Source organism: Haloarcula sp. S1AR25-4 (assembly GCF_031624555.1).
Classification (GTDB): Archaea; Halobacteriota; Halobacteria; order Halobacteriales; family Haloarculaceae; genus Haloarcula; species Haloarcula pellucida.
Genome location: NZ_JAMQOR010000005.1, coordinates 52,710 through 77,760, shown reverse-complemented (window position 1 = coordinate 77,760; position 25,051 = coordinate 52,710). Strand labels below are relative to the sequence as shown.

At 65.8% G+C, this 25,051-nt stretch carries 26 protein-coding genes; 13 read left to right on the top strand and 13 right to left on the bottom strand.

The features are described 5' to 3' along the window. Positions 1-2: 2 nt before the first annotated feature. Positions 3-1,421, bottom strand: a complete 1,419-nt coding sequence (locus NDI85_RS19605) for an FAD-dependent oxidoreductase (RefSeq protein WP_310916707.1) — start codon at positions 1,419-1,421, stop codon at positions 3-5. A 377-nt stretch (positions 1,422-1,798) separates the two neighbouring features. Between NDI85_RS19605 and NDI85_RS19600 the strand changes: the two genes are divergently transcribed. Further along, the gene (locus tag NDI85_RS19600) at positions 1,799-2,173 is read left to right on the top strand and encodes a helix-turn-helix domain-containing protein (RefSeq protein WP_188997822.1); all 375 of its coding nucleotides are present in this window, start codon (positions 1,799-1,801) and stop codon (positions 2,171-2,173) included. 54 nt (positions 2,174-2,227) lie between these two features. Here NDI85_RS19600 and NDI85_RS19595 read toward each other — a convergent pair whose 3' ends face one another. Beyond that, positions 2,228-2,413: a hypothetical protein gene (locus NDI85_RS19595; RefSeq protein ID WP_188997824.1), complete on the bottom strand. Its 186-nt coding sequence runs from the start codon at positions 2,411-2,413 to the stop codon at positions 2,228-2,230. Between the two features lie 154 nt (positions 2,414-2,567). Here NDI85_RS19595 and NDI85_RS19590 point away from each other — a divergent pair, with 154 nt between their 5' ends. After that, complete coding sequence (locus tag NDI85_RS19590) at positions 2,568-3,431, top strand: SDR family oxidoreductase (protein WP_310916706.1); 864 nt, start codon at positions 2,568-2,570, stop codon at positions 3,429-3,431. Positions 3,432-3,658: 227 nt separating this feature from the next. Then, a complete protein-coding gene (locus NDI85_RS19585) occupies positions 3,659-3,994 on the top strand; it encodes a hypothetical protein (protein WP_310916705.1) in 336 nt (111 codons plus the stop codon). Between the two features lie 9 nt (positions 3,995-4,003). On the opposite strand, the gene NDI85_RS19580 is transcribed toward NDI85_RS19585, so the two are convergent. Then, positions 4,004-4,291: a HalOD1 output domain-containing protein gene (locus tag NDI85_RS19580; RefSeq protein WP_188997832.1), complete on the bottom strand. Its 288-nt coding sequence runs from the start codon at positions 4,289-4,291 to the stop codon at positions 4,004-4,006. Positions 4,292-4,958: 667 nt separating this feature from the next. Between NDI85_RS19580 and NDI85_RS19575 the strand changes: the two genes are divergently transcribed. The 6 genes from NDI85_RS19575 (at position 4,959) to NDI85_RS19550 (ending at position 10,117) form a co-directional block, all read left to right on the top strand. Next, entirely contained in the window at positions 4,959-5,774 is an 816-nt protein-coding gene (locus tag NDI85_RS19575; RefSeq protein ID WP_188997835.1) for a TrmB family transcriptional regulator, read from the top strand. A 60-nt stretch (positions 5,775-5,834) separates the two neighbouring features. Next, positions 5,835-6,245, top strand: coding sequence for a CoA-binding protein (locus tag NDI85_RS19570; RefSeq protein WP_310916704.1), 411 nt, complete (start codon positions 5,835-5,837; stop codon positions 6,243-6,245). Between the two features lie 134 nt (positions 6,246-6,379). After that, a complete protein-coding gene (locus NDI85_RS19565) occupies positions 6,380-6,691 on the top strand; it encodes a HalOD1 output domain-containing protein (protein WP_188997841.1) in 312 nt (103 codons plus the stop codon). Positions 6,692-7,232: 541 nt separating this feature from the next. Next, on the top strand, positions 7,233-9,416 hold the full coding sequence (locus NDI85_RS19560) for a PQQ-binding-like beta-propeller repeat protein (protein WP_310916703.1): 2,184 nt from the start codon (positions 7,233-7,235) through the stop codon (positions 9,414-9,416). 80 nt (positions 9,417-9,496) lie between these two features. Beyond that, positions 9,497-9,730, top strand: a complete 234-nt coding sequence (locus tag NDI85_RS19555) for a BolA/IbaG family iron-sulfur metabolism protein (protein ID WP_188997846.1) — start codon at positions 9,497-9,499, stop codon at positions 9,728-9,730. A gap of 48 nt (positions 9,731-9,778) precedes the next feature. Further along, positions 9,779-10,117, top strand: coding sequence for a glutaredoxin (locus NDI85_RS19550; protein ID WP_188997848.1), 339 nt, complete (start codon positions 9,779-9,781; stop codon positions 10,115-10,117). A 78-nt stretch (positions 10,118-10,195) separates the two neighbouring features. Here the strand turns inward: NDI85_RS19550 and NDI85_RS19545 are convergent, their stop codons facing one another. Further along, positions 10,196-10,369: a DUF5786 family protein gene (locus tag NDI85_RS19545; RefSeq protein WP_166971025.1), complete on the bottom strand. Its 174-nt coding sequence runs from the start codon at positions 10,367-10,369 to the stop codon at positions 10,196-10,198. 210 nt (positions 10,370-10,579) lie between these two features. On the opposite strand from NDI85_RS19545, the gene NDI85_RS19540 reads away from it, so the two are divergent. Further along, the gene (locus tag NDI85_RS19540; protein WP_188997851.1) at positions 10,580-12,502 is read left to right on the top strand and encodes a beta-CASP ribonuclease aCPSF1; all 1,923 of its coding nucleotides are present in this window, start codon (positions 10,580-10,582) and stop codon (positions 12,500-12,502) included. A 5-nt stretch (positions 12,503-12,507) separates the two neighbouring features. Here the strand turns inward: NDI85_RS19540 and NDI85_RS19535 are convergent, their stop codons facing one another. After that, positions 12,508-13,554 (bottom strand): bifunctional oligoribonuclease/PAP phosphatase NrnA, encoded by a 1,047-nt coding sequence (locus NDI85_RS19535; protein WP_188997854.1) that lies wholly within the window; start codon positions 13,552-13,554, stop codon positions 12,508-12,510. Positions 13,555-13,673: 119 nt separating this feature from the next. Here NDI85_RS19535 and NDI85_RS19530 point away from each other — a divergent pair, with 119 nt between their 5' ends. After that, entirely contained in the window at positions 13,674-14,228 is a 555-nt protein-coding gene (locus NDI85_RS19530; protein WP_188997858.1) for a VIT1/CCC1 transporter family protein, read from the top strand. 15 nt (positions 14,229-14,243) lie between these two features. On the opposite strand, the gene NDI85_RS19525 is transcribed toward NDI85_RS19530, so the two are convergent. Then, positions 14,244-15,113 (bottom strand): universal stress protein, encoded by an 870-nt coding sequence (locus tag NDI85_RS19525; RefSeq protein ID WP_310916702.1) that lies wholly within the window; start codon positions 15,111-15,113, stop codon positions 14,244-14,246. A 95-nt stretch (positions 15,114-15,208) separates the two neighbouring features. Then, positions 15,209-17,782, bottom strand: a complete 2,574-nt coding sequence (locus NDI85_RS19520; protein WP_310916701.1) for a calcium-translocating P-type ATPase, PMCA-type — start codon at positions 17,780-17,782, stop codon at positions 15,209-15,211. Between the two features lie 86 nt (positions 17,783-17,868). Between NDI85_RS19520 and NDI85_RS19515 the strand changes: the two genes are divergently transcribed. Both NDI85_RS19515 and NDI85_RS19510 read left to right on the top strand, forming a co-directional pair. After that, a complete protein-coding gene (locus NDI85_RS19515; RefSeq protein WP_166971037.1) occupies positions 17,869-18,159 on the top strand; it encodes a DUF211 domain-containing protein in 291 nt (96 codons plus the stop codon). A gap of 5 nt (positions 18,160-18,164) precedes the next feature. Next, entirely contained in the window at positions 18,165-18,746 is a 582-nt protein-coding gene (locus NDI85_RS19510; RefSeq protein WP_188997866.1) for a VIT1/CCC1 transporter family protein, read from the top strand. Here NDI85_RS19510 and NDI85_RS19505 read toward each other — a convergent pair. The 6 genes from NDI85_RS19505 to NDI85_RS19480 all read right to left on the bottom strand — a co-directional run bounded on the left by NDI85_RS19505 (position 18,743) and on the right by NDI85_RS19480 (position 25,050). After that, positions 18,743-19,192, bottom strand: a complete 450-nt coding sequence (locus NDI85_RS19505) for a pyridoxamine 5'-phosphate oxidase family protein (RefSeq protein ID WP_166971041.1) — start codon at positions 19,190-19,192, stop codon at positions 18,743-18,745. The genes NDI85_RS19510 and NDI85_RS19505 overlap by 4 nt on opposite strands. A gap of 75 nt (positions 19,193-19,267) precedes the next feature. Then, on the bottom strand, positions 19,268-20,161 hold the full coding sequence (locus NDI85_RS19500; protein ID WP_188997869.1) for a universal stress protein: 894 nt from the start codon (positions 20,159-20,161) through the stop codon (positions 19,268-19,270). Positions 20,162-20,580: 419 nt separating this feature from the next. Next, the gene (locus NDI85_RS19495) at positions 20,581-21,789 is read right to left on the bottom strand and encodes an orc1/cdc6 family replication initiation protein (protein ID WP_188997871.1); all 1,209 of its coding nucleotides are present in this window, start codon (positions 21,787-21,789) and stop codon (positions 20,581-20,583) included. A 549-nt stretch (positions 21,790-22,338) separates the two neighbouring features. After that, positions 22,339-23,052 (bottom strand): ABC transporter ATP-binding protein, encoded by a 714-nt coding sequence (locus tag NDI85_RS19490; protein ID WP_310916700.1) that lies wholly within the window; start codon positions 23,050-23,052, stop codon positions 22,339-22,341. After that, positions 23,049-23,879, bottom strand: a complete 831-nt coding sequence (locus NDI85_RS19485) for an ABC transporter ATP-binding protein (RefSeq protein WP_310916699.1) — start codon at positions 23,877-23,879, stop codon at positions 23,049-23,051. The genes NDI85_RS19490 and NDI85_RS19485 overlap by 4 nt, the downstream gene beginning before the upstream one ends. Then, positions 23,872-25,050, bottom strand: coding sequence for a branched-chain amino acid ABC transporter permease (locus NDI85_RS19480; protein WP_188997879.1), 1,179 nt, complete (start codon positions 25,048-25,050; stop codon positions 23,872-23,874). Before NDI85_RS19480 ends, NDI85_RS19485 begins: the two co-directional genes overlap by 8 nt. Position 25,051 lies beyond the last annotated feature (1 nt).

The following is a 25,051-nucleotide window of genomic DNA, read 5'->3' as shown; positions in this document are numbered from 1 at the left end:
TGCTATTCGAGGGTCCCCCGAAGCACCTTCGCCGCGACGAGAATCGGGTCCCACACCGGACTGAACGGCGGCGCGTACGCGAGGTCCAGTCGTTCGAGTTCGGCGACGGTGAGGTCCGACTCCAGCGCCGTGGCGAGCGTGTCGATGCGAACGGCGGCCCGGTCACGGCCGACGATGGACCCGCCGAGGACCCGTCCGGAGTCGCGGTCGGCGGTCAGCGTCACCGTCGTCTCGTCCCCGCCGGGGTAGTACCCCGACCGTGAGCCGGCGTCGATCGACACCGAGACGGGGTCGAACCCGGCGTCGCTGGCCGCGTCCTCGTGGACGAGGCCGACCCGGCCACACTCCAATTCGAACGCCTTGACGACGGCCGTTCCGGCCACGTCGCCGACCGGTTCCGGGTCGCCGGCGACCGTCTGTCCGATGGCGCGCCCGGCCCGGTTCGCGGTGAGGCCGAGCGGCACCCACGTCGACTCGCCGGTGACGGCGTGGCGGGCCTCGGCGCAGTCGCCGGCGGCGTAGACGCCATCGATATTCGTCCGGCCGTAGTCGTCGACGGCGACGGCATCCGACTCGCCGAGTTCGACCGGCGTGTCCGAGAGGAGTTGCGTGTTCGGTGCGATGCCGATACCGACCAGCGCGAGGTCCACGGGCACGCGCCCGTCCTCGTGGACGACTGCCTCGACGCTGTCGCCGCCGTCTAGTTCGGAGACGGCGGTGTTCAGGTGAAGCGTCACGCCCTGTTCGCGGAGGTGGTCGGCCACGCGCTCACAGACGGCGTCGCCGAACGGCGGCAGGAGGTGTGACGACCGCTGGAAGACGTGGGTCTCCAGTCCGTGGGCGCGGAACGCCTCGGCCATCTCGACGCCGACGTAGCCGCCGCCGACCACGGCGACCCGGTCCGGCGGGTCGCGGTCCGTGTACCGCTGGACGAGGTCGGCGTCGACGTACTCGATATCGGTGTCGACCCACTCTTCGCCAGCGGGCGATAGTGCCGCCCGGACCGCCGCCGCCGAGTCGAGTCCGTGCATCGTAAAGGCCATCTCGCGGTCGCTCCCCGGAATCGGGTCGGTGACGGCGTGGGCGCCCGTCGCGACGAGGAGGTCGCTGTACGGCTGTTCGAACCGCTCGCCGTCGCCCACGACGGCCACGGTCTGGGCGTCGGTATCGACGCCGACGACCTCGTGTTCCCGACGGAGGTCGATACCCCGGTCGGCGGCGTCCTCGGGCGACAGCGAGAGGAGGTCCGTCAGGTTGTCCACCTCGCCCTTGACGTAGTAGGGCGTCCCGCAGTGGGCGTACGAGACCCACCGGCCCTTCTCGAAGACGACGACGTCGCCGTCTGGATTCTCTCGCGCGTACTTACTGGCGGCACTGAGGCCGGCGGCGTCACCACCGACGACCACGAACGGGTCGGCCATGGACGGGGTGTCGACCGGCGGGCACCTAATGGTTCAGTTACCCAGGGGTTACGCGGACAGCGAGAGGGTCACCGCGTACGCGTCGCCGAACGGCGACGCGGCGGGGATAGCGAGTCGTTCGTACACCCCGCCGGGCGAGCCGATGTCGGCGAGGACGAGGTCGGCACCGAGGTTGGTGAGGCCGGTCTTCGGGAGGGCGAGCGTGACGACGCGGGTCGGTGTGACGGCGACGGCGGGACCGGGTCACCGTCGAGCGTCCGAAACGCTGCCGTGTCCACGGGCCGAGACCCGCAGTCGACACACGAGAACAGTTGGTAACTAGCAGTAACTCGATTACGCCACGTAACTATTAGTCACTGGAGCGCAAACGACGGCGTATGAGCGATACAACAGAGCAATTGGAAGTGTGGTGTGCCGGCGAGGACTGGTGCCCCATCACGACGACTGCGACGCTCATCGGCAAGAAGTGGCACCCGGTCATCGTCCACCGTCTCCTCGACAGCGGCCCCTCGGGGTTCAACGAACTCAAGGAGAACGTCGACGGCATCTCGTCGAAAGTGCTCTCGGACAGTCTCGAAGACTTACAGGAGAAGGGCCTCGTCGACCGAGAGGTCGTCAACGAGCAACCGTTCCGCGTCAACTACTCGCTGACCGAACGCGGCGCGTCGCTCGAACCGGTCATCACCGCGATGGCTCAGTGGGGCCAAGAGCACCTCCGAGAACCCGACAGCGAGGACGGCGGCATCCGCTGAGCGAGCGCTGTATCGGGCAGCATACAGCAAAAGCAACGGCGCACTCAGTCCGGGTTACTGCCAGTCTTCGAGGTCCAGCGACAGTTCGGCCTGTATCCACGCGCCCTCCGTCTCGGTGTCGTAGATTATCGCCTCGTCACCGGTGGTGACGTGTCGGTATCGGTCGTACGACTCCGTATCGGGCCCTGTGGTGGGGTATCTGTCGTCCGCGTCGTCGGTGTCAGTGGTGTTCGTAGCCATTGTCGTGGGAGGGGTTACTGTACACTACTACCTATTGTCTGGTTACGTAAAGTCGCTCGGTAACCGAGCGGTTACCGGGTGTCCGTAGTCCCGCCTCGGACCGTGGTGGGGAGTTAATGTGCAGGGGGCCGACGTTCCGTTCGAGTGATACGACGTGACTGACTCCGAGTTCGACCTCAGCGCGCCGGAACTGACCCACGAGGACTTCCTCGTGCTCGAGGACCCGTACTTCGAGGCGGACACCGTCGCCGTCGTCACCGGTGCGGCCTCCGGTATCGGCCGCGCGACGGCGGTGGCGCTGGCCGCAAACGGCCTCACCGTGGTCGGAGCAGACATCGACCGGGCGGGACTGGACGAGACGGGCGACATCGCCGAGGACTGTGGCGTCGACGGGACGTTCCACGGCGTCGAGACGGACCTCACGAACGACGACGACGTGGAAGCCGTCGTCGCGGCCGCCGCCGAGGAGGGTGACGTCCGCTTCGTCGCCAACATCGCCGGCATGCAACACATCGCGAGCATCCCGGAGTTCCCGATGGAGACGTACGACCGTCTGACGAACGTGATGCTCCGGTCGCCGTTCAAGATGGCGCAGGCCGCCATGCCACACGTCCGCGACACCGACGACGGCGTCGGCGCAATCGCCAATATGTCCTCGGTTCACGGCCACTACGCGACGAAGGACAAGGCCGCCTACGTCACCGCGAAACACGGCCTCACCGGGCTGACGCGGGCCATCGCCGCCGAGGGCGACGGGACGCTCCGTGGGTTCTCGGTCAGCGTCGGCTACGTCCTGACCCCGCTGATGGTCGACCAAATCGAGGACACGGCCACAGAGCGGGGCATCTCCGAACAGGAAGTCATCGAGGACGTGATGCTCGGACAGGCCCGCACGAAAGAGATGATGGCCCCGGCGGAGGTGGCCAACCTGTTCGTCTTCGGGTTTTCCAGCCACGCGAAACACCTAAACGGCGGCGACCTGCTGTTCGACGGCGGCTACACCCACACGTACGAGTGACGGCGGAAGTGCCGCGTCGGCCGACGGCGGCGCGTTCAACGCGCTCGGGGTCCGGTCGCTCGTGTGCGTATCGACACACCCACGCACAAAACACCGACTGTGATCTGCCGACCGGTGGTGAGCGGATATCCTGTGAGTATCATGGTGAACGGCACCCTGATCAGCGTGTGTCGTCTATTACCAAGCAAATATGCCCATAGTTCCGACAGGGCATAGCCCGAGACACAATGAATCAGCAGAGTCACTCGCCTACCGTAGAGGAAGCGCTGCAAGCCGTACAGACTGGACGACGACGACAAGCCCTCCGCTATCTCGCGGGGAACGGTGACGGGCCAGTCGAAGTCGCTACTCTCGCCGACGCGCTCCGCAATTCGGCCGATAGCACGACGGTACCGCCCAGTAGAGAGAAAGAGCGCCTCGAAGTCACACTCCATCACGTCGACCTCCCGAAACTGGACGAGATGGGCCTACTCGAATACGACAGGCAACACAGGACGGTCTCGTATCACGGTATCGACTCGGTCGAGGAGTTGCTGACGTTCATCGCGGACACGTTCGAGTGAGCGGTGGACTTACTCCGTGGGACCGGTTCGCTGTTGGACGAACAGGTAGCCGTCGCTGTCGATGTGCACTCTCACGCCGGTGTAGTTGAACGACAACTGGATCGTCTCAGAGCGGTCACTAGTCAGGAGAGACTCCATAGCGTCCGGGTCGACGAAGTCGTTCAGGGGTGGGAGATCGCTCACCCGGGTACCGGTTTCGTCGGCGACAGCCGTCAGCAGTGACGTGATCAAGTCGGCGACAGAGTCCCACTCTGTACGCGCTGTGCTGTCGTCAGAATCTGGGTTGTCCTCGTACATGGTGTCGAATCTCGTAGATTACAGCAGTACTCGGTAGTGAGAGTACGGTCATTGGCAGCGCGTAAATCAGTTTTGTGAGAGCGTGAGTGACGGTCATTTGCGGTTCCCGTCGAGCGTCCGCGCGAACAGCATCCGGAGGACGACGGCCGGTCCTCTGTGCTGTAACTCGTCGGCAGCGTGCGTAGACGCGCGTCCGTGGGGCATCGGCGACGCCGCTTACGCCTGTGCCGTTCCTTCCCCCAGTTCGACGAGAGCAACGAACGTCGGGGCTGCATAGGCACGCAGACCGAAGGGTCCGTAGCTGTTTGATCGCCTCGAAGTGTGTGGGCTCTGGGGTAATTCCTGCGACATATTGGCATCACTCGCCGCGCTAGACGGCGCTCCGTTCTCAGTCAGTACGACGCGTGGAAGTAGTGAGTTGGGACCCGACTAGGTCCACGCGCCGCCTCAATATCAATCCCGGACGTACATATTTGTGTTGTGATTAAGTGAGTGAATGAGCTTCGTCGCGGATTGTGGTAACCTATTGGATACCAGACAATAACGGTTCGTCTCGGTCGTCGCGGAATCGGTCGAGAAATTCCGTCTTCGGAGCCCAAGCGTCTTTCCCATGGCGACTGAACTGCCACGTAGCCTCGGGACAGCCGTGGCGTAGGTTGGGACCCACATGAACGAGCTTACAGGCGACGATCAAGCGATAGAACTGCTCCAGCAACTCGGCTTGAAAGAGTACGAAGCGAAGTCGTTCGTAGCGCTCTCGCGAGTATCCGCGGGCACTGCCAAAGACATTAGTGAGCGCTCGGAGGTACCACGGACACGCGTCTACGACGCCGTCCGCGTCTTAGAGTCGAAAGGGTTGGTGGAGATCCACCATTCGAATCCCCAGCAGTTCCGTGCCGTCTCCGTAGACGAGGCAGCCGACATTCTGCGCGACGAGTACCACGACCGGACCGAGTCACTCAGAGAGACGCTGAAAGCACTCGAACCGATCACGACCGAACCGGAGCGAGACGTGACCCACGAAGTGTGGGCGCTGTCGGGGAATCGCACGATAACGGCCCGGACGGAGCAACTGGTCAGTGAGGCCGACGACGAGGTAGTCCTGATTCTCGGCGACGAGACGATGTTCACCGAGAGCCTGCAGGACGCGCTCGAAGCGGCGGAACAGCGTGGCGTCACGATAATCGTCGGCGCGGCTATCGAAGAGCTACGGACGACAGTGCAGTCGGCACTCCCGGACGCCGAGGTGTTCGTCTCCGGGCTTTCGTGGCTCGCGTCGTCGGATCCCGACGACCAGACGGACATCGAACGCCTCCTGCTGGTCGACCGCACCACCATCCTGATAAGCACTAGCTCGGGCCGGGAGGACGACGAGAAGGCCATCTTCGGGCGTGGGTTCGACAACGGCCTCGTGACGATCGTTCGCCGGTTGATGGCGACCGGCCTGTTACCCGTCGACGACCCGGGGTCGGAACGTCCCTGATGGGCGTCACCGCCGCGAGACGCCGTCCAGTTTTTAGCGCTAGAGGGTCTACGATCGGATATGCCGGTCACCGACGACGACGAACTCCGCGAGATACTGAGCCTGAACCGCGTCGCTGTCGTTGGGTGTTCGACCACTCCCGGAAAGGACGCCCACGAGATACCGAAGTACCTCATAGACGAGGGATACGACGTCGTCCCGGTCAACCCGTTCGCCGACGAGATATTCGGGCGCGAGGCCTACGATTCGCTCGCCGACGTCCCCGGCGAGATAGACATCGTCGACGTGTTTCGCCCCAGTGAGGAGGTCAGTGACATCGTCGACGCCGTCCTCGAACGCGAGGACGTACAGGTCGTCTGGTTGCAACTGGGCATCCACGACGACGACGCCGTCGAGCGCGCCGAATCGGCGGGCCGCCGCGTGGTACAGGACCGCTGTATGAAACCGACTCACCAACGGCTGCTCGGATAGCTATTCCGGTGCCAGAGCTCCCCTCAGGCCGCTGTAGCGTCTGTCAGTCCGAGTCGTCCGACGGCTCTTTCAGGCCGTGAAAACGCTAGGCACTTTTGATTAGGGAATCAGTCTAAGGACGAGTGGAATCGCAAATGACGAGCATCGAAGGATCAGATGGCGGGGTCGAAGCGATACCGCAGAACGTAGATGGAAAAGAACCGGTGCGCCACCACTTCGATTGGGACGATATCCCACCGAGCGAGGCGGTGTGCCGGGCGATCGGCGTCGCGATGAACAGCCACCCGACCGACATCGGGCCGCTGTACGAGACGGCGGACCTCGAAGCGATGGACGGACTGCTCCTGTCTGCCGACGGCGATATCGAACTCTCCTTCACGCACGAGGGCCTGCTGGTCGTCGTTCGTGGTACCGGCGAAATCGTCGTCGACCCGGTCGAGAACTGAGCGGGGTCGACAGAACTGTCTGCTCGCGGGGCGCGCCCGAACGGAACTCGCCTGACACCAGCGAGTGCAGACCGCTCGGGGCGCTCTCAGAGCGGGGCGAACCGGAGTGAGACACCTAGTGTAGCGCCGCAGACGGAAGCAGAGGTACCCACCGTTTTCCTCCGAGTTCCAGCCCGAAGGCGGGACGTCCAGAAGACGGTGGCGGGGGCGTCGTCGCCGAGCGTCAGCACGAACGCCGTCACCGCGACCGTCGCTACGAGTCCGTCGGTCCGGTTACGGGGCAGGTCCGCCATCCCGCGTCGCCGTTCGAGCGTGTCGGCCGACAGCGTCACCGATCGTAACGTATCAGCTCGCCCCGGCTTAATTTCCCGATAACGCCCGCGAATCGGAGTTGCCGCGGCGTTGGCCGTACCGAGACGAAACGACGAAGGCGATCGTTCCGACACGGAAGCGGAAACGCGGTTGGTCCCGAACGGTCGGTATCGGAATCTTACCGCCCGGATAAATATAGAGACACTATCAGTACGGGGACCCGCCGCCTATGTTTCGAAACGACAGACGTACGTTCCTGAAAGGAATCGGTCTCGCTGCGTGTGGTATCAGTCTCACCGCCGTCGGTAGCCGTACGACGACTGCCGCGACCGACGACGACGGTTGGCCGACCTTCCAGCACGACGCACGGAACACCGGGTCGGTAGCGTCAGGTCCCGGCGTCGAGTTCCCGAAAGTCGGGTCGTCGGTACGGACCGGGATATACACCGATTCACGGCCGGCCGTCGCCGACGGCGTCGCCTACTACGCGAGTGGGAGCGTCACTGCCACCGACCTCGAAACGGGCTCGGCGGTGTGGAGGACGCCGTTCTCGGCGGCCGACGAACCCATCGATGAAGACCTCGCGCCGACCGTCGCGGGCGACACGCTCGTCGTCAGCGGCGGCGGCGTCGTTACCGCACTCTCGCGGAGCGACGGCAGCGTCCGCTGGCAGTACGAGACCGACTCGGTGGACAGTTCCTCGACGAAAGTCGTCGACGGCACCGTCTACGTCGCGTCGGACACTGGCTGGTGTCACGCCGTCTCGCTCGCCGACGGGACCCGCGAGTGGGCGTTCGAGACGCCCGGCGACGTCCACACGTACAAGCTGTTCGGGGTTCCGGCGGTGGCCGACGGAACCGTCTTCATCTCCTCCTCGCAAGGGTTGTACGCCCTCGACGCGGCGACCGGTGAACAGCAGTGGACCGGGACCACGAGCGATTTCCCGCCCGTCGTCGGTGACGGGTCCGTCTACGTCGTACGGGGCGAGAACGTTGCCGCGCTCGACCAAGCGACGGGCGAGGAACAGTGGCGGACGGACGCGGAGTACGACATCCGGTCGACGCCCGTCGTCGCCGACGGGCGGGTCTTCGTCCGCCGGTACCCGGACTCGGTACACGCCATCGACGCCGCCGACGGCACGGAGCTGTGGGAGGCCGAACCCGGCGAGGCCAACTACATCCAACTGGCCGTCGCCGACGATACCCTGTACGTACCCACGGGGACCGACTTCTATCAACAACTCGTCGCGTTCGATACGGCCACCGGCGAGGAGCGATGGCGCCACTACCGGACGGAACTCGAAATCGCTGAACCGCTCGGCGTCTACCTCGCCGACGGGTCGCTGTACTTCTTTACCGGCGGCGACACGCTTCAGGAACTCGTCGACGGCCCGCGGTCGTTCCGCTGGTCCTACGAGCTACGGACGTTCGACAGCGACGGCGACGAGTCGGAGTACGTCCCCGAGACGCCGCCGGTAGCGAGCCAGTACGGCGTCTACGTCAGCCATCAAACCTCGGAGGGGGGCCTCCTGCAGGCCATCGAGGACGACAAAGGCGGATACCGCTGGGCTGCCAGTTCCGACGGGACTCTCGGCGTCGGCGACACCGGCGTCTACGCCGTCGACGGGGACGACCTCACCGCCTACGACATCGTCGAGACGGACGGCCTCTTCGAAAGGGAGTCCGAGCGATGGACCAAGAGCCTCAAACCACTCACGACGGCCCCGTTAGCCGTCGAAGGAACCGTCTACGTCGGGAGCGGCGTCGACGGCGACGCTGCAGCGGTGTACGCCATCGACGCGGAGAGCGGCGAGACGCGCTGGACGTTCACTGGTTCTGGCTGTCCCCCGCTCGCGACAGTCACCGCCGGCCCGGCCAGTCTGGGCGACCGCGTCGTCGTCGGTACCGACAACCGCCTGTTCGCGCTCACGAAAGCGACCGGTAGCATCGTCTGGACCGACCTCGGAAAGGTCGAACACGCCGCGACCAACGACTCGCAGGCGTTCGCGGCCGGCGACAGCACCCTGAGAGCCGTCTCGGCCGAGGGTGACGACCAGTGGCGCTACGATGTCGCCGGGAGCGTCCAGGGCCTCGCGGCGGGCGACGACAGAGTCTACGTCCAAGTGATGGCCTCGGGCGGAGACCGCCTCGTCGCCGTCGACGCCGCGGACGGAACCGAAGTCTGGGAGTACACCGACCCGAACCTCGACGCCATCACGGCACCCAGCGCTACCGACAACGCGGTGTATCTCGGAAGCGGCCCGTCCGTACGTGCGCTGGACCCGAGCGACGGCAGCGAGATTCGCGCCTACCGGACCGGCGAACGGGTCGTCCAGCCCCCAGCAGTCACCGACGGGAGCGTCTACGCTACCACCGAGGCCGCAGCGGTGACGGCCTTCGACCGAACGGAGTAACGCCCCGCGGTGGGGCCGCCAAGCCGTCGCCGGATAGCGGGAAGCCAACTGTTTTCCTCGCTGGCGACCTGACCCGAGACATGGACGCCGAGGAAGTCGAGGCACTCATCGAGGCAGCGATTCCGGACGCAACGGCCACAGTCACCACGCCGCGGGACCCCGACGACGACAAGCACTACGCCGTCGACGTGGTGTCGCCGGCCTTCGAAGGGAAGTCACTCGTCGACCAACACCAACTCGTCCACGACGCTCTCGGCGAGCATCTCACGCGAGACATCCACGCCATCGAACTGACCACCTCGACGCCCGAGTGACCTGGCGACGGCGGTAGTCATTTCCCTCCCGACGTGTTACGGGGGCCCATGAGCTTCGAACCCGAGGAACTCTCCCGCGAAGAGGTTCAGGAGAAGGTCGACGAGACCATCGAGAACAACGAGGTGGCCCTGTTCATGAAGGGCAACGAGATGATGCCACAGTGTGGCTACTCCCGGAAGGCCATCGGTCTCATCAAGCAGTACCGCGAGGACGTGGCGACGGTGAACGTCCTGACAGCCACGGAGGCCTACCGCGAGGCCCTCTCGGAGTACAGCGGTCGCGAGACGATTCCCCAGACGTTCGTCGACGGCGAGTTCGTCGGCGGCAGCGACATCCTCGAACAGTTAGACGAGAACGGCGACCTCGAAGCGACGCTGAACGCCTGACCGTCGACCCCTTGGCTGTCGGCGTGCGCCTCGAAAAACGTCCAGAACAGTCGCGTCCGCGGTCGGTGTCGCCGGTCGCTACTCGCTGTCTTTGATGTCGCCGAGTTTGTCGACGAGGTCGCTCGTCGACGCCTCGGTGTCGAACGAGACTTCGCCGTCGTGGTCGTTCTCGTGGACGGCGACGCCTTCGCTGTCGTCTGTGTCTACGTCCTGGTCTTTCTGCTCGGATTCGTCGTAGCTACCAAAACCCATGTGTGAACGGTGGCGTGTCGGCTACTAAAATGGGACGGTCGGGCCGCTCGTCGGCGCACGGTATCGCGACACACGTCGGCTACCGGTCGTTTCGGTCGTCGTCTCGGGAAGCAAAGGTTCTTATCCGTGGTCGCACATCCCCTAGATAACGACATTCGATAGCCGTTGTTCTTCGACGGCCGAAGTCTTCAATCGCAGTTTCCCGCATACATGAGTACCGCAGACGAGACGCTTGAGAAGATCAAAGCACAGGTCGAGGAAGAGACGCCGGACGACATCACCATATCGTCGGTGACGTTCGAAGGTCCGGAACTGGTGATCTACACGCCCGACGCCAAGGAGATCGCCAACCGGGACGGTATCGTCCGGAACCTCGCACAGACCCTCCGAAAACGCATCAACGTTCGTCCGACGGCGGACGCACTTATCCCACAGAAAGAAGCCCGCGCGAAGATCGAGGAGACCATCCCCGAGGACGCCGGCGTCCAGAACCTCGACTTCGACGACGCAACGGGCGAGGTGTTCATCGAGGCCGAGAAACCCGGCCGCGTCATCGGTCGTCACGGCGAGACGCTGGACCAGATAGCCGCAAGCGTCGGCTGGACGCCCGAAGTCGTCCGTACGCCGCCGATGGAGTCTTCGACCGTCTCGAACGTCCGGAACTTCCTGAAACAGGAACGCGACGAGCGCCGGGACATCCTCGAACGCGTCGGCCGCCAGATAAACCGGCCGACGACGGCCGACGACGACTGGGTCCGCCTGACGACGCTCGGCTGTTGCCGCGAGGTCGGTCGCGCCTCTTTCATCCTCTCGACGCCAGAATCGCGCATCCTCATCGACTGTGGCGACAAACCCGGTGCCGAAGGTGAGGTGCCGTATCTCCAAGTGCCCGAAGCGCTCGCGGCCGGGCCGAACTCCATCGACGCCGTCGTCCTGACACACGCCCACCTCGACCACTCCGCGCTCATCCCCATCCTGTTCAAGTACGGCTACGACGGCCCCATCTACACCACCGCACCGACGCGGGACCTGATGGGCCTGCTCCAACTCGACTACCTCGACGTCGCAGCCAAGGAGGGCCGTGCCCCGCCCTACGAGAGCCAGCAGGTCCGTGACGCCCTGAAACACACCATCCCGCTTGAGTTCGGCAACGTCACCGACATCGCGCCGGACATCAAACTCACGATGCACAACGCCGGCCACATCCTCGGGTCGGCGGTGTGTCACTTCCACATCGGTGAAGGGCGGTACAACGTCGCGTTCTCGGGTGACATCCACTACAAGGACACCCGCCTGTTAGACGGCGCAGTCAACGACTTCCCGCGCGTGGAGTCGCTCATCCTCGAATCCACCTACGGCGGGAAAAACGACTACCAGACCGACCAAGCGGACTCCGAACGCGTCCTCAAGCGCGTCATCAACGAGGCCCACGAGAAGCAGGGCCACATCCTCATCCCGGCTTTCGCCGTCGGGCGCTCGCAGGAACTGATGCTCGTCTTAGAAGAGGCGATGAGCAAGGGCGACATCCCGACGATGCCGGTGTATCTGGACGGGATGATTCGAGAGGCGACGGCCATCCACACCGCCTACCCCGAGTACCTGCGCGAGAGCCTGCGCAACCGCATCCTCTACGAGGACGACAACCCGTTCCTCGCCGAGCAGTTCCAGCAGGTCGACGGCGGCGAGGAGATGCGACAGGACATCGTCGACGAGGAACCGGCCATCATCCTCACCACATCGGGGATGGTCACCGGCGGTCCCGTCATGTCGTGGCTCCGCCTGCTGGGTGGCGACCCGGACAACACGATGGTCTTCGTCGGCTATCAGGCCGAAGGCACTCTCGGACGCCAGATTCAGCGCGGACAGGACGAGATATCGATGTCCGACAAGAGCGGTCCCCGAGCGGAGCGCGTCAGCCTGAAACTCGGCGTCGAGACGGTGGACGGGTTCTCCGGCCACGCCGACCGGCAGGGGCTGGAGACGTTCGTCGAGACGATGCACCCCCGACCAGAGAAAGTGCTCTGTGTCCACGGCGACGAGAGTTCGACGAACCAGCTCTCCTCGGCGCTGTACCAGAAGTTCAACATGCGGACGTTCAACCCGAAGAACCTAGAGACGTTCCGGTTCGTCTGAGTCGGTCAGTCTTTGTCGTCGCCGCCCTTGTTCCCCGAGTTATCGTCGTCTTTGATGTTGAGCGCCGCGAGCAGGCGGCTGTTGATGACCTGTTCGACGATACCCACCAGCACGTCGTCGTCGCTGGTGTAGTCAGAGAAGATACCCAGCGGGACTTCCGCGCCGGCCATCTCGCGGTGGCCGCCCGCGCTGCCCTCGTCGTCGAAGGCGCTCGCAAGCACTTCGCCGATGTGGATTCGGGAGTCCGTCGTCCGCGCACTCAGTTGAATCGTATCGTCGATGATACCGAAGACGATAGCCGTCTCGATGCCTTCGAGGGTCGCGAGGTAGTCGGCCGCCTGCGGAAGCGCGTCGCGCTCACTGGTCCGGCCGACGTGAGAGATAAGGACCGATCCCCTGACGCTCCGATTGTGGATGGCGTCGGCGATCGCGTCGACCGTCGCGCCGCTAACCGCTGGCGACGAGAGTTGCCTGAGCAGGTCCGACTCGGCGAAGTCGTGGAGGTAGCTCGCCGCCTCGTACTCCTTGCGCGTCACCCCTCGGAGGAAGCCAAGCGTCTCCCGGCGGATGGCGAACAACAGCGCCGTCGCGACTCGGGCGTCCGGGTCCATCGGTAACTCGCGGACGTACTCCGCGAGGATGGTGGCCGTCGCACCGACGTCCTCCCGGTGGTCGACGAACGTCGCTTCGACGTCCTCTGCCGGGTGGTGGTCCAGCACGATGTCGACGGCAGTCCCCTCGGGGACGCGGTTGTTCGCGCCGGGTTTCGAGTGGTCGACGAACGCCAGCAGCGACCCGGACGGTCGGTTCTGGACCAGTTCGGGGTCGAAAGGGCGCAGTTCGACGTCCAGCAGATTGACGAACGCCCGGTTCTGCTGGTGAGATATCTCCCCGCTGTAGAGGATGTGCCGTTCGTCGATGCCGGTGCTGGCGGCTATCTGGCCGAGCGCCACGGCGCTGGCCAGACAGTCCGGGTCGGGGTTGTTGTGGCAGACGATGGTGAGTTCGTCACTGTCCGAGAGGAGGTCCCACAGCGTCTGCGCGTGGCTCATTGCCCTCACTTGGCACTCCCGATACAAGCATTTACTGACCAGAGTGGCCGGTCAGTTCGGGGTTTCACCGGGCCGAACAGGCATCGGGATTGACAACGATGCCTCCCGCAGTGTGTGGTATGTTGACCGAGCTACTCGACGGCGGCGTCGAGGACGCAGGCGGCTACATCGCGGAAGTCGTCTACGGCGCCAACGACGGCATCATCACGACGTTCGCTATCGTCGCCGGCGTCGCCGGGGCGGCACTCGACCCAGGCATCGTCCTGATTCTCGGCTTCGCGAACCTCTTTGCCGACGGGTTCTCGATGGGGATGAGCAACTTCCTCAGTCAGCGCTCGGCGATGGACTACCAGACGGCACAGACCGGCACCGCTACGGCCGTGAAACCGCCGTCGTGGACGGCGCTGACTACGTTTCTCGCGTTCGTGTTCGCCGGGTGGATGCCGCTGTTGCCCTACGTCGTGGCGCTCGTACTGACCGACCCGTTCGGTGGCGTCCCCACGTTCAGTGTCTCCGTGGCGGCGACGGCCGTCGCCTTCTTCGGTATCGGTGCGAGTCGGAGCGTCGTCACCGACCGCAAGTGGCCCGTGGCGGGCACAGAGATGCTCGGCGTCGGGATGCTCGCTGCGGGTGTCGCCTTCGCCGTCGGTATCCTGCTGGGCGGTCTCGCCTGACCCGCCGATCCGCGCTCAGTCCTCGGCGGTTCGCGTCATCAAGAGCGGGACGGGCGAGGACCGGACGAGTTTCGAACTGACGCCACCGAGCGCGTACCAACTGAAGTTCGTCTGGCCCTGCGTTCCGAGGACGAGGAGGTCGACGCCCTCGGATTCGGCGTACGCCCGAATCTCGCGGTGTGGGGTCCCGTAGACGACGGATCCGGTCACCGAGTCGAGCGATTCTTCGGCAGTCTCTACGGCCGAGTCGAGAATCTCGTGGGCGTGCTCGTCGAGTTCGCTGTCTCTGATGACCGACCGTGCGTCGGGTCCGAGCGATCCCGTCTCGACGACGTGGAGGACGTGGAGCGTCGCACCCGTCGCCGCGGCGACGTCGACGCCCTCCGCCAGCGCGCGCTCTGCGCCCGGACTGCCGTCCGTCGGCACGAGGACGCGCCGACACGGGTAGCGGTACTCGGCCTCCCCGTCGGGGTTGACGACGAGGACAGGGACCGGAGCGGCGTTGAGGACGCGTTCGGTGACGCTGCCGAGCAACACGCGTTCGAGGCCGCGCCGGCCGTGGGTCGGCATCACGACGAGGTCCATCCCGTACTCCGCTGCGTAGTCGGCTATTGTCAGCGACGGGTCGCCCTGCATGACCTCGCCCTCCGCGGTCACGCCGCGGTCGGTCGCCCGGTCGACCACCGTCTCGACGACTCGCTCGCCGGCCTGTTCGAGGACGTCGACGATTTCGCCGTGGACGTCAGTGACGCTGTCGCGGTTCGTGTCCGCCACGTGCAGGACGTGCAGCGTCGCGTCGTGTGCCGCCGCGACGTCGAGGACGTAGTCGAGGACCGATTCGGCCGTGTCGCTCCCGTCCGTCGGGAAGAGGATGTGGTCGTACATAGTGGGGACTACGGGATGTCGCCGTAGCCGCCGTCGTGGCGGCCCGTAGTCACCGATTCGTCACCCGACAGGATAAAACGCGGGGGCGAGAGCGGTCAGCGCTTGCCCCGGTTCCACCGCCTGACTGCGACGGCGACGGCGAGGTAGGCAGGGAGCGCAACGGCGAGCACTGTCCCGATGCGACCCCAGTCACTCACAGTGAGCGCGACGGTACCGAAGTATCGGCGCAGCGGCGTGTACAGCACGGCCAGTTGCAACAGGGCGGAGACGGCCACCGCACCGGCCAGCCACAGATTCGAGAGCGTCGGCGTCTCTCTGAGCCACCGGATGACGTACAGTTTCTCGAACTCGATAGCGACGAACCCGGTAAAGACCATCGTCATGGCGTAGGGCGTCACGGCGGGTGCGCCATCGAGAGTCAGCAACAGCAACCCCAGCATGAGGAGCGTCGAGATAGTGCCCAACCCGCCCATCAGACCGAGCATCCCCCGGTCTACGATGCCGCGGTCGGGGTCCCGCGGCGGGCGGTCCATCACGTTCTCGCTCGAAGGGTCCGCACCGAGCGCCACTGCCGGGAGGCCGTCGGTCAACAGGTTAATCCACAGCAACTGCACTGCCGGCAGGACGAGGTAGCCAAAGAGCGAGGCGATGAAGACGATAGCCACCTCGGCGATGTTCGCACTCAGGAGGTACGCGACGAACTTCCAGACGTTGTCGAAGATGGCCCGACCGCGCTCGACGGCCCGTTCGATGGTCGCGTAGTTGTCGTCGAGCAAGACGATGTCGCTGGCTTGCTTGGCCACGTCGGTGCCGCGAATCCCCATCGCGACGCCGATGTCGGCGTGTTTCAGCGCAGGCGCGTCGTTGACGCCGTCGCCGGTCATCGCGACGCGGTGGCCGTTGGCCTGTAGCGCCCGCAAGATTCGGACCTTGTGTTCGGGGGCCGTCCGCGCGAAGACGTCGACGTCCTCGACGCGGTCACGGAGCGTCTCGTCGGTCATCCCGGCTAGTTCCCGACCCTCCATCACCTCGGTGTGCATCCCGAGCGACTCGGCGATAGCGGCGGCGGTGCGGACGTTGTCTCCGGTCACCATCTTCACGTCGATGCCCGCTCGCTCCGTGGCGGCGATGGCGTCGGCCACCTCCTCGCGCGGCGGGTCGATGAGACCGACGAGGCCGACGAAGACGAGGGCGTCCTCGGCGACCCCGTCGGCGGTAAGGTCGCCCTCCGTGTAGGCTACGGCGAGGACCCGGAGCGCGTCGTCGGCGAACGTTCGGACCTGCTCGCGAATCCGGTCGGCCCCCTCGTCTGTGAGCGGTTCCGGGCCGTCGTCGGTGAGGACGTGGTCGGCCTTCGAGAGGACCACTTCCGGCGCGCCCTTGAGATACGAGCGCTCCTCGTGGACCGTCCCCATCCACTTGCGCTCGGAGGAGAACGGTATCTCGTCGGTCCGGGGATGGTCGTCCCGCAGGGCCGCCACGTCGATGCCCGCGTCCTCGGCGGCGGCCACCAGCGCTCGTTCGGTCGGGTCGCCGGCGTCACCGTCCGGCGTCGCGTCGCTACAGAGTGCGGCGGCCCGCAACAGCAGGTGGACGCGGTCTTCGACGGGTTCGGTGTCGTGTTCGACCACGCTGTCGTTGATCCAGACCCTGCTGACGGCCATCTCCCCTCGCGTGAGCGTCCCCGTCTTGTCGGTACAGATCACGTCGACGCCGCCGAGTGCCTCGACTGCCGGGAGCCGGCGGACCAGCGCGTTCTCGTCGGCCATTCGGCGGACGCCGAGCGCGAGCGTCAGCGTCACGACCGCTGGGAGGCCCTCCGGGACGGCAGCGACGGCGAGCGACACCGCCGTCAGCGCGGCCTGAAACGGGTCCGTGCCCTGCAAGAGCAGGAGGGGGACGACGAGGGCGGCGAGTACGACCACGCCGAGGCCGAGTCTGCGCCCGAGCGAGTCCAGTTCCCGCTGGAGCGGCGTCTCGGTCGTCTCCGTCGCGGCCAGTTCCTGCGCGATAGCGCCGACTTCGGTATCCATTCCCGTCGCGGTGACGACGGCGACGCCCCGGCCCCGCGTGACGTTCGTCCCCTTGTATGCCATCGGCGTCCGCTCGGCCAGCGGCGTGTCCGCGTCGACGGCGTCCGCGGACTTCCCGACCGGCGCGCTCTCGCCGGTCAGGGCGGCCTCGTCGATTTCCAGTCCCGTCGTCTCGACGAGGCGGCAGTCCGCCGGCACCACGTCGCCGCCGGTCAGTTCAAGGACGTCGCCCGGAACCAGTCGTGTCGCCTCCACGTCGGTCGTCGTTCCGGCCCGGCGAACCGTCGCCGTCGGCGCGGTCAGTTCGCGCAACGCGGCGAGACTCTCCTCGGCGCGGTAGTCCTGTACGAACCCGAACAGGCCGTTGGCGACGACGATGACGGTGATGAGGACGGCGTCGACGGCGTGGCCGGCCCAGACGGACAGCGCCGCCGCGACCACCAGCACGTAGATGAGGACGCTCTGGAACTGTGCGAAGAAGATGCGAAACACCGACCGTCCCTGATCGCGGGCCACCTCGTTCGGGCCGTGTTCGGCCCGTCGCTCGCGGACCGACTCGGCCGAGAGGCCATCGGGACCGCTGTCGAGGGCGTCGTACACGGCGTCGGGGGACTGAGCGTGTGCGGGCGGGTCCACACTCGGAGTGACTCGGCCCGGCACTAAGTGTGTTTGGCGTTGGCACGGGCAGCGGGTTTACGTATCGGCCGGTCGGAGAGTTCCCCATGGCCCCAGTCCGCCGACTCGTCGTGGACGTGCTGAAACCACACGATCCGCCGTTGCTGGAGTTCACCGAACGGGTCAGCGAGACGGACAGCGTCGACGGCGCGACCACCTCGCTCATCGAACTCGATCAGGAGGTACAGAACGTCAAGGTCACCGTCGAGGGCGACGCCCTCGACATGTCGGCCATCGAGTCGACCATCGAGAGTCTCGGCGGCACCGTCCACTCCGTCGATCAAGTCGCTTGCGGCGAGTACGTCGTCGACGACCAACCGACGCTTCAGGACGGGTGACAGCCGTGGCCTCCGCGCGTGAGTTACTGCGCCGATTGCTGGGGAAAGAGGACGTCCTCGCGATCTCGCGACGGTACTTCATCTCCAACGGGTTCGACGGGACGCTGACGTGCATCGGCGTCGTCATCGGGGCGGTACTCTCGGGGGTCCCGAACGGCCTCACCGTGATAAAGATCGGACTCGGGGCGGCCGTCGGTCTCGGTACCTCGGCAGTCTGGAGCGTCTGGGAGATAGAACGGGCAGAGAAGCGCGCGGAGATACGCCGCCTCGAACGCGCGATGCTGACGGACCTCGACGACACTCGCATCCAGCGAGAACACCGCGGGGCGAGACTGCTCCACGCGGCGATGAGCGGACTGGGACCGACCGTCGGCGTGCTGATACCGCTGTCGCCGTTTCTGCTGGAAGGCACCGTGCTGAGCATGACCGAGGCGGCAATCGCTGCCGTCGGCCTCGGCATCGGCGTCCTCGGTGCCTTCGGGGCGTACATGGGGTCTATCTCCGACCAGCGGTGGTACGTCGCGGCGGCCCGGATGGCGCTGGCCGGCCTCGTCGTCGCCGTCGTCAACCTCCTCTTGCCCGGTTAGGTCCGCCCCGGTGACTCGACGCGGCCGGTCAGCGCCTCGGGGACGAGACGGTAGAACTCGAAATCCACCACTCGCGTCGGTTCCTCGAAGATGTCGATCAGCGGAATATCGACTCTGTCGAGGCCCGAAAGCGTCTCGGTCGCGATGTCTGACTCCGCGAGGTCCTCGAGTTGGCCGGTGGCGACGACGCTCTGCCACCGATCGTCGACCTGCCGGTGGACGACGAAGGAGACGGGACGGTCGTCGAGGTCGGTCTTCGAACTCTCGGGGCCGACGGCGAGGCGAAAGTAGAACGTCCGAGCGTTCGCGTCGTATCCGTACGATACCGGTACCGAGTGCGGAGAGTGGACCGCCGTTCTCGACAGTGACAGGACGCCAGTGCCGCCGTTTCCGAGGAACTCGTCTACCTCGTCGTCCGCCATCGACACGGGGTGGTCTGACTCCATATCTGTACTAATTTGGTTGGGTGGACTATAAGTCCTGACTGACGGTCGGTCCGGTTCGTCGGGGTCGACACGGCATCACTCGTCTCGTTGGCGCGTACTCACCGTGAGAACGGGTGCAGTCGACCGGCGAACGAGACGTTCGGCCGTGCTTCCCAACACGACCCGGTCGAGGCCCGTGTGGCCGTGGGTCCCCATCGCGACGACGTCGACGCCGGCGTCCGTCACGTACTTCAGCAGGGCCTGACCCGGATATCCGGTCGGCGTCGCCGTGACCGCGTCGAGACCGGCCGCACGTGCCGTCTCGGCGACCGACTCGGCTGCCTCGGCGGCCGACTCCTCGAGGTGGTCGAGGACGCCCGGCGGGACACCCATCTCCGACCCCGTGGCGAGGTCGCCGAGATTGACCACGCTGACGGCGTGGACCCGGGCGTCGGCCCGTTGGGCGACGGCGACTCCGTGTTCGACGGCGGCGGTCGCCGGCTCGCTTCCGTCGGTCGGAATCAGGACTTCGTCGTATCCCTCGCCGACCTGCGTCTCCTCGGTCGCGCGGACGCTGAGGACCGGGACGGGCGACCGGCGCAGGACGCGTTCTGCGACGCTACCCGTCAGGACCCGCGTGAGACCACCGCGCCCATGGGTCCCCATGGTGACGACGTCGATATCGTGAGCGGTCACGTAATCGAGAATCACGTCCGACGGCCGGCCGGTCAGGACCTCTCGTCGGACCGTCTCGACGTTCGCCACCGCGGACTCGGTGGCATCGACGGCCGACTCCGCTTGGGTTTTCAGTCGCTCGATGAACTCGTCGTCGACGCCGCCGGCCGAGAAGGGGCCACTCGCGGCGTCCACGTCGACGGCGGCGAGCAGATGGATCGACGCGTCGAACAGGTCGGCGAGGTACGCCCCGTGTGTCGCCGCTCTGAGCGCGTGGTCACTCCCGTCCGTTGGTACGAGGATAGTGTCGTACATCCGTACCGGGACGATACGCGCGTGCAGTTGATAATTCTACGTCACGAGCGCAGTGGTGGACGGACACGCCCACCCCACCGTGTCGAGTGTTCTGCGTTCCCGGGGGAGGGGGCTCGTGGGCGACGGATACTCGCGTTCGAGCGACGGCCGGACCGCGGGCGACGGTAACGTGGCGCCGACGGGCCTCTACCGACAGCCACTACCCCCGCACCCCACCGTGTCGAGTGTTCCCGTGCCGGGGCGTCGCCCTGTGAGCGGAACGTGTCGACGGTGAGTACTACCCGCTGCCGGGAACGTACGTGCCCGCCCCATCTCGACGTGGCGGTCGCCCCTCTCACCCCACCGTGTCGAGTGTTCTCACAACGAGGTGACTGGTCGAGCAGGCAGAGCCGAGCGGGCCGGACCGAACGCTCACCCGCTTAGATGTGGCGCGCGACGACGCTGGGCGTGGCGATGTCGTCCAGCTCCCGGACCACGTCACAGACGAGGTCCAGCGGAACGTCGAACTCGTACTCGTGGTACTGCCCGCCGGCCCGTCCCTCGTTGCGGACGGTTCGCTGGAGGATGCCGACCATCGCGAGGTCAGCGAGGTGGTCGTGCATCCGACGGCGGACGAGCGGGTCGGTGCCCGACTGGTCGGCGACGGTCCGATATACTGGGTAGATCTCGCGGACGCGGGCCGGCATCTGCTCTTCGAACGCCAGCGAGAGCGTCGCGATGAGCGTGAGGTGACCGTGGTGGGTCAACTCCCGCATCCCGTGGCGAATCTGGCCGCGTTCGAGTTCCTGTGAGGCCTCGCGGACGTGTTCCTCGACTATCGGCGGGTCGCCGTGCGTGCGGGCGATGTCGCCGGCCTTGTACAGCAAGTCGAGCGCCTGTCGCGCGCTCCCCGTATCCTGTGCGGCGATAGCGGCACACAGTTGCAGGACTCCCGCCGACAACGCATCCTCCCGTAGCGCACCGTCGACGCGTTGAGTCAGTATCGACTCCAGTTCGGGCGCCTGATACGGCGGGAAGTGAATCTCCTCCTCACAGAGCGTGTCCTTGACCTTCGGCGAGAGCGTCTCTCGGAACCCGAAGTCGTTGCTGATGCCGATGACGCCGGGCTTGACGGTATCGAGATAGCCGTTCGAGCGCGCCCGCGGGAGTTCATAGAGGATGTCGTCGTCCTCGCCGATGTGGTCTATCTCGTCTAAGACCAGCAGGACCGTCCCGCCGACGTCCTCCAGTTCCTCGTACAGCATATCGAAGACGGTCTGCTGGGGGTAGCCGGTCGTGCTTATCTGCTGGTTCGCCGGGCGCAGGAGGTTCACGAGGTTCGCAGCGACCTGATACGACGAGGAGAAGTTCGTACAGTTCAGCCAGTACACCGAGAGGTCGACGTCGTCGTACTCGGCGACGTCCTGTTTCAGATGAGAGAGCAGGAACCGCGTGACCGCCGTCTTGCCGACGCCCGCTTTCCCATAGAGGAAGATGTTGCGCGGCTGCGCGCCGTTGATGACTGGCTGGAGCGCGTTCTCGTAGGCGGCCAGTTCGTCGTCCCGGGCGGCGATGGAATCCGGCTGGTAGTCCTCCCGCAGCATGTCCTCGTCGCGGAACACGTCCTCGTCGCGGGTGAACCTCGCCATTGCCGCACCGTATGGACATTCAGTACATAAAACCACCGTGTCGACTGCGTCGAGTGAAAGTCTTTCACCCCGAATAGCCACCCCACCGTGTCGAGTGTTCTGGCAGCGAACCGACGACTCGTCTGTCGGTTGGCGTGGACCTACGTGAATGGTCCGTTCTCGTCTCGCGGACCTGTGGTTCGACAGTCACGACGACGTCATAGAGTACCGCCCCTATTGGTCCGTACCGACGACGTCCGCTTTGACGTCCTCAGGGCTCTCACAGCGGCGGGCGTAGTTCTCATCCGCGTGGAGATGCTGGTCGCCGGTTACGTCCGTCCAGCCACGGCCCGGTGAGCGCGGGTCGCCCCGTCGGTCACGTCGGCCGTACCGACACCGCGCCGACGGCCCACTCCGGCCCGACCCTGTGAGACACAGAACACTCGACACGGTGGGGTGGGAGGGGGCCGTCACTCGGCCAGCGGTTCGGTCGATAGTGGCGGCCGTTCGGACACGCCAGCACCCGTCGCCCCGAGAACACTCGACGCGGTGGGGTGACGGGGGCCGGTCTCAGCCGCCCAGATACAGTTTCGAGACGTCTTCGTTGTCCAACAGTTCCGAGGCGGCGTCCTCGAACCGCACCGTCCCCTGATCCAGCACGTACCCACGGTCGGAGATGCCGAGCCCTTTCTTCGCGTTCTGCTCGACCATCAGGATGGCCGTGTCCATGTCGTTGACCGCCTGCACGTGGCCGAACACCTCGTCGGCGGTGTTCGGGGCCAGTCCCGCCGACGGTTCGTCGATGAGCAACACGTCGGGTTCCATCACCAGGGCTCGCGCGAACGCGAGCACCTGTCGCTGACCACCAGAGAGCGTCTTGGCTTTCGCCTTCCGGGTGTCGTCGAGCAGGGGGAACCGCTCGTAGAGGTCCTCGATCACCTCGTCCAGCCCGCTCTCGCGGGCGACGCCGCCCATCCGCAGGTTCTCCTCGATGGTGAGCGTCCCGAACACGTTGTCCGTCTGCGGGACGTAGCCGATGCCCTCGCGGACGATGTCTTCGGGCGCCATCCCGCCGATCTCGTCGCCGTGGTAGGTGACGGTTCCCTCCCACGGCGTCAGCATGCCGAAGGCGGTCTTGAGGACCGTCGACTTCCCAGCGCCGTTGGGACCGATGAGGCAGACGATTTCCGACGCGTCGAGGTGTAGCGACAGGTCCTCTAGGACCTGCACTTCCCCGTAGCCGCTGTCGACGTTCGACAGTTCCAGAACGGTGTCGCCGCTCATGGACTCCCCCCGAGGTAGGCGTCGATGACGCGCTCGTCGGTCTGTACCTCGCGTGGCGACCCCTCCATGAGGACGCTGCCCTGATCGAGGACGATGACTGGGTCGGCGAGTTTCATGACGAAGTCCATGTCGTGTTCGATGAGCAGGAACGTCGTCCCCTGCTCGTTGAGGCGGCGTATCTGCTCTGCGAGTTTGTTCCGCAGCGTCGGGTTGACCCCGGCGGCCGGTTCGTCGAGCAAGAGCAGTTCCGGGTCGGCCAGCATCGCGCGGGCCAGTTCGACGAGTTTCATCTGCCCGCCGGATATCTTCGTCGCTGGCTGCGTGGCGAGGTGGTCTATCTCGAACTCCTCGAGGATGCGTTCGGCCTCTTCTAAATTCGCCGCCTCGTGCTCCCCGACCTCGCCGGGTTTGAAGAACAGGTTCAGGAACGACTCGCCGGGCTGTTTCCGCGGGCCGACCAGCATCGCTTCCCGGACGGTCATCCCCTCTAGCTTCCGCGGCGTCTGGAAGGTGCGGATGAGCCCGTGGTCGGCGATTTCGTACGGTTCCATCCCGGTGACCGCCGTACCGTTGACCTCGACGCGGCCCCCATCCGGTTCGTAGAACCCGGAGACGAGGTTGAACAGCGTCGACTTCCCGGCGCCGTTGGGCCCGATGAGGCCCGTGATCGTGCCACGCTCGACCTCGAAGGTCGCGTGGTCGGTGGCTGTCAGCGCGCCGAAGGACTTCTGTAAGTCCTCGACGCGCAGGACGACGTCGTCTTTCGACCGGTCGGCCGCCGTGGCCGTCTCGGCGGCGTCCGCCGCCGCCGCGTCGGCGTCAGTCATCGCCACCACCTGCCTTGGCCTCGCGGACGCCGGAGTCCGGTCGGTCCGGTGCCTCGTCGACGACCTTCGGCCAGATTAGTTCTCGCTGTGGCGGCAGCACGCCCTGCGGGCGGTACCGCATCAGGACGACGATGAGGACGCCGATGAGCAGCAGTCGGAGCGGCGCGACGTCGATGGGAATCCACGCGAACTCGTTGAGGAACCGGGTCCCCTCCCGGATGGCGACGATGACGAACCCGCCGAACAGCGCGCCGCGGTTGGACCCGCTGCCGCCGAGGATGACGGCGACCCAGACGTAGAACGTCGTCACCGGATCTAAGTCGCCGGGGCTGACGAACAGGTTCAGGTGGGCGTAGAACACGCCCGCGAGCGCCATGATGACGCTCCCGAGGACGAACGACTGCATCTTGAACCCGTAGGTGTTCTTCCCCAGCGCTCGCGCGAGGTCCTCGTCCGAGCGGATGGTCCGCAGGACGCGCCCCCACGGCGAGCGGTGGGCGCGCCGCAAGACGGCGTAGCTGATGCCCACGAACCCGAGGACGATTGCGACGTTCAACAGGGCGCTCCAGAACGGCGTCTCCAGTACGATAGTCGTGCCGGGCAGCGGGCGAACCGCCAGCCCCGGCATCGTCTCCGGCAGTGTCGCCAGCACGGGGACCCCTTCGAAGAACGGCGGGATACCACGGACGCCAGCGCTCCCGTTGGTGAACTGCCGCTCGTTCAGTACGACCAGACGGACGACCTCGGCCAGTCCGAGCGAGGCGATGGCGAGGTAGTCCGCGCGCAGGCGAAGCGTGGGAATCCCGATGGCGAGCGCCAGCAGGGCGGCGACGCCGAGTGCGACGACGAGGCCGACGATTGGGAGTACGTCGCCGGCGATGGGCGAACTGCTGGCGCTCATCAGCGCCGTCCCGTACGCGCCGACGCCGAAGAACGCGGCGACGCTGAAGTTGATGAGGCCGGTAAAGCCCCACTGCGAGTTCAGGCCGAACGAGAGCAGGGCGTACATCCCCGCGAGGCCGACGAGATAGAGGAAGTACGTCGGCGCGAGCGCACCCGTCAGCAGGCCCACGAGCAGAAGACCCGCAAAGCCGACGATGAACGCGAGGACGCCCTGCTCGGACCGCGTGAGGTCCGCCCAGTACCCTTTCGGGTCGGAGAGAGCACTCATC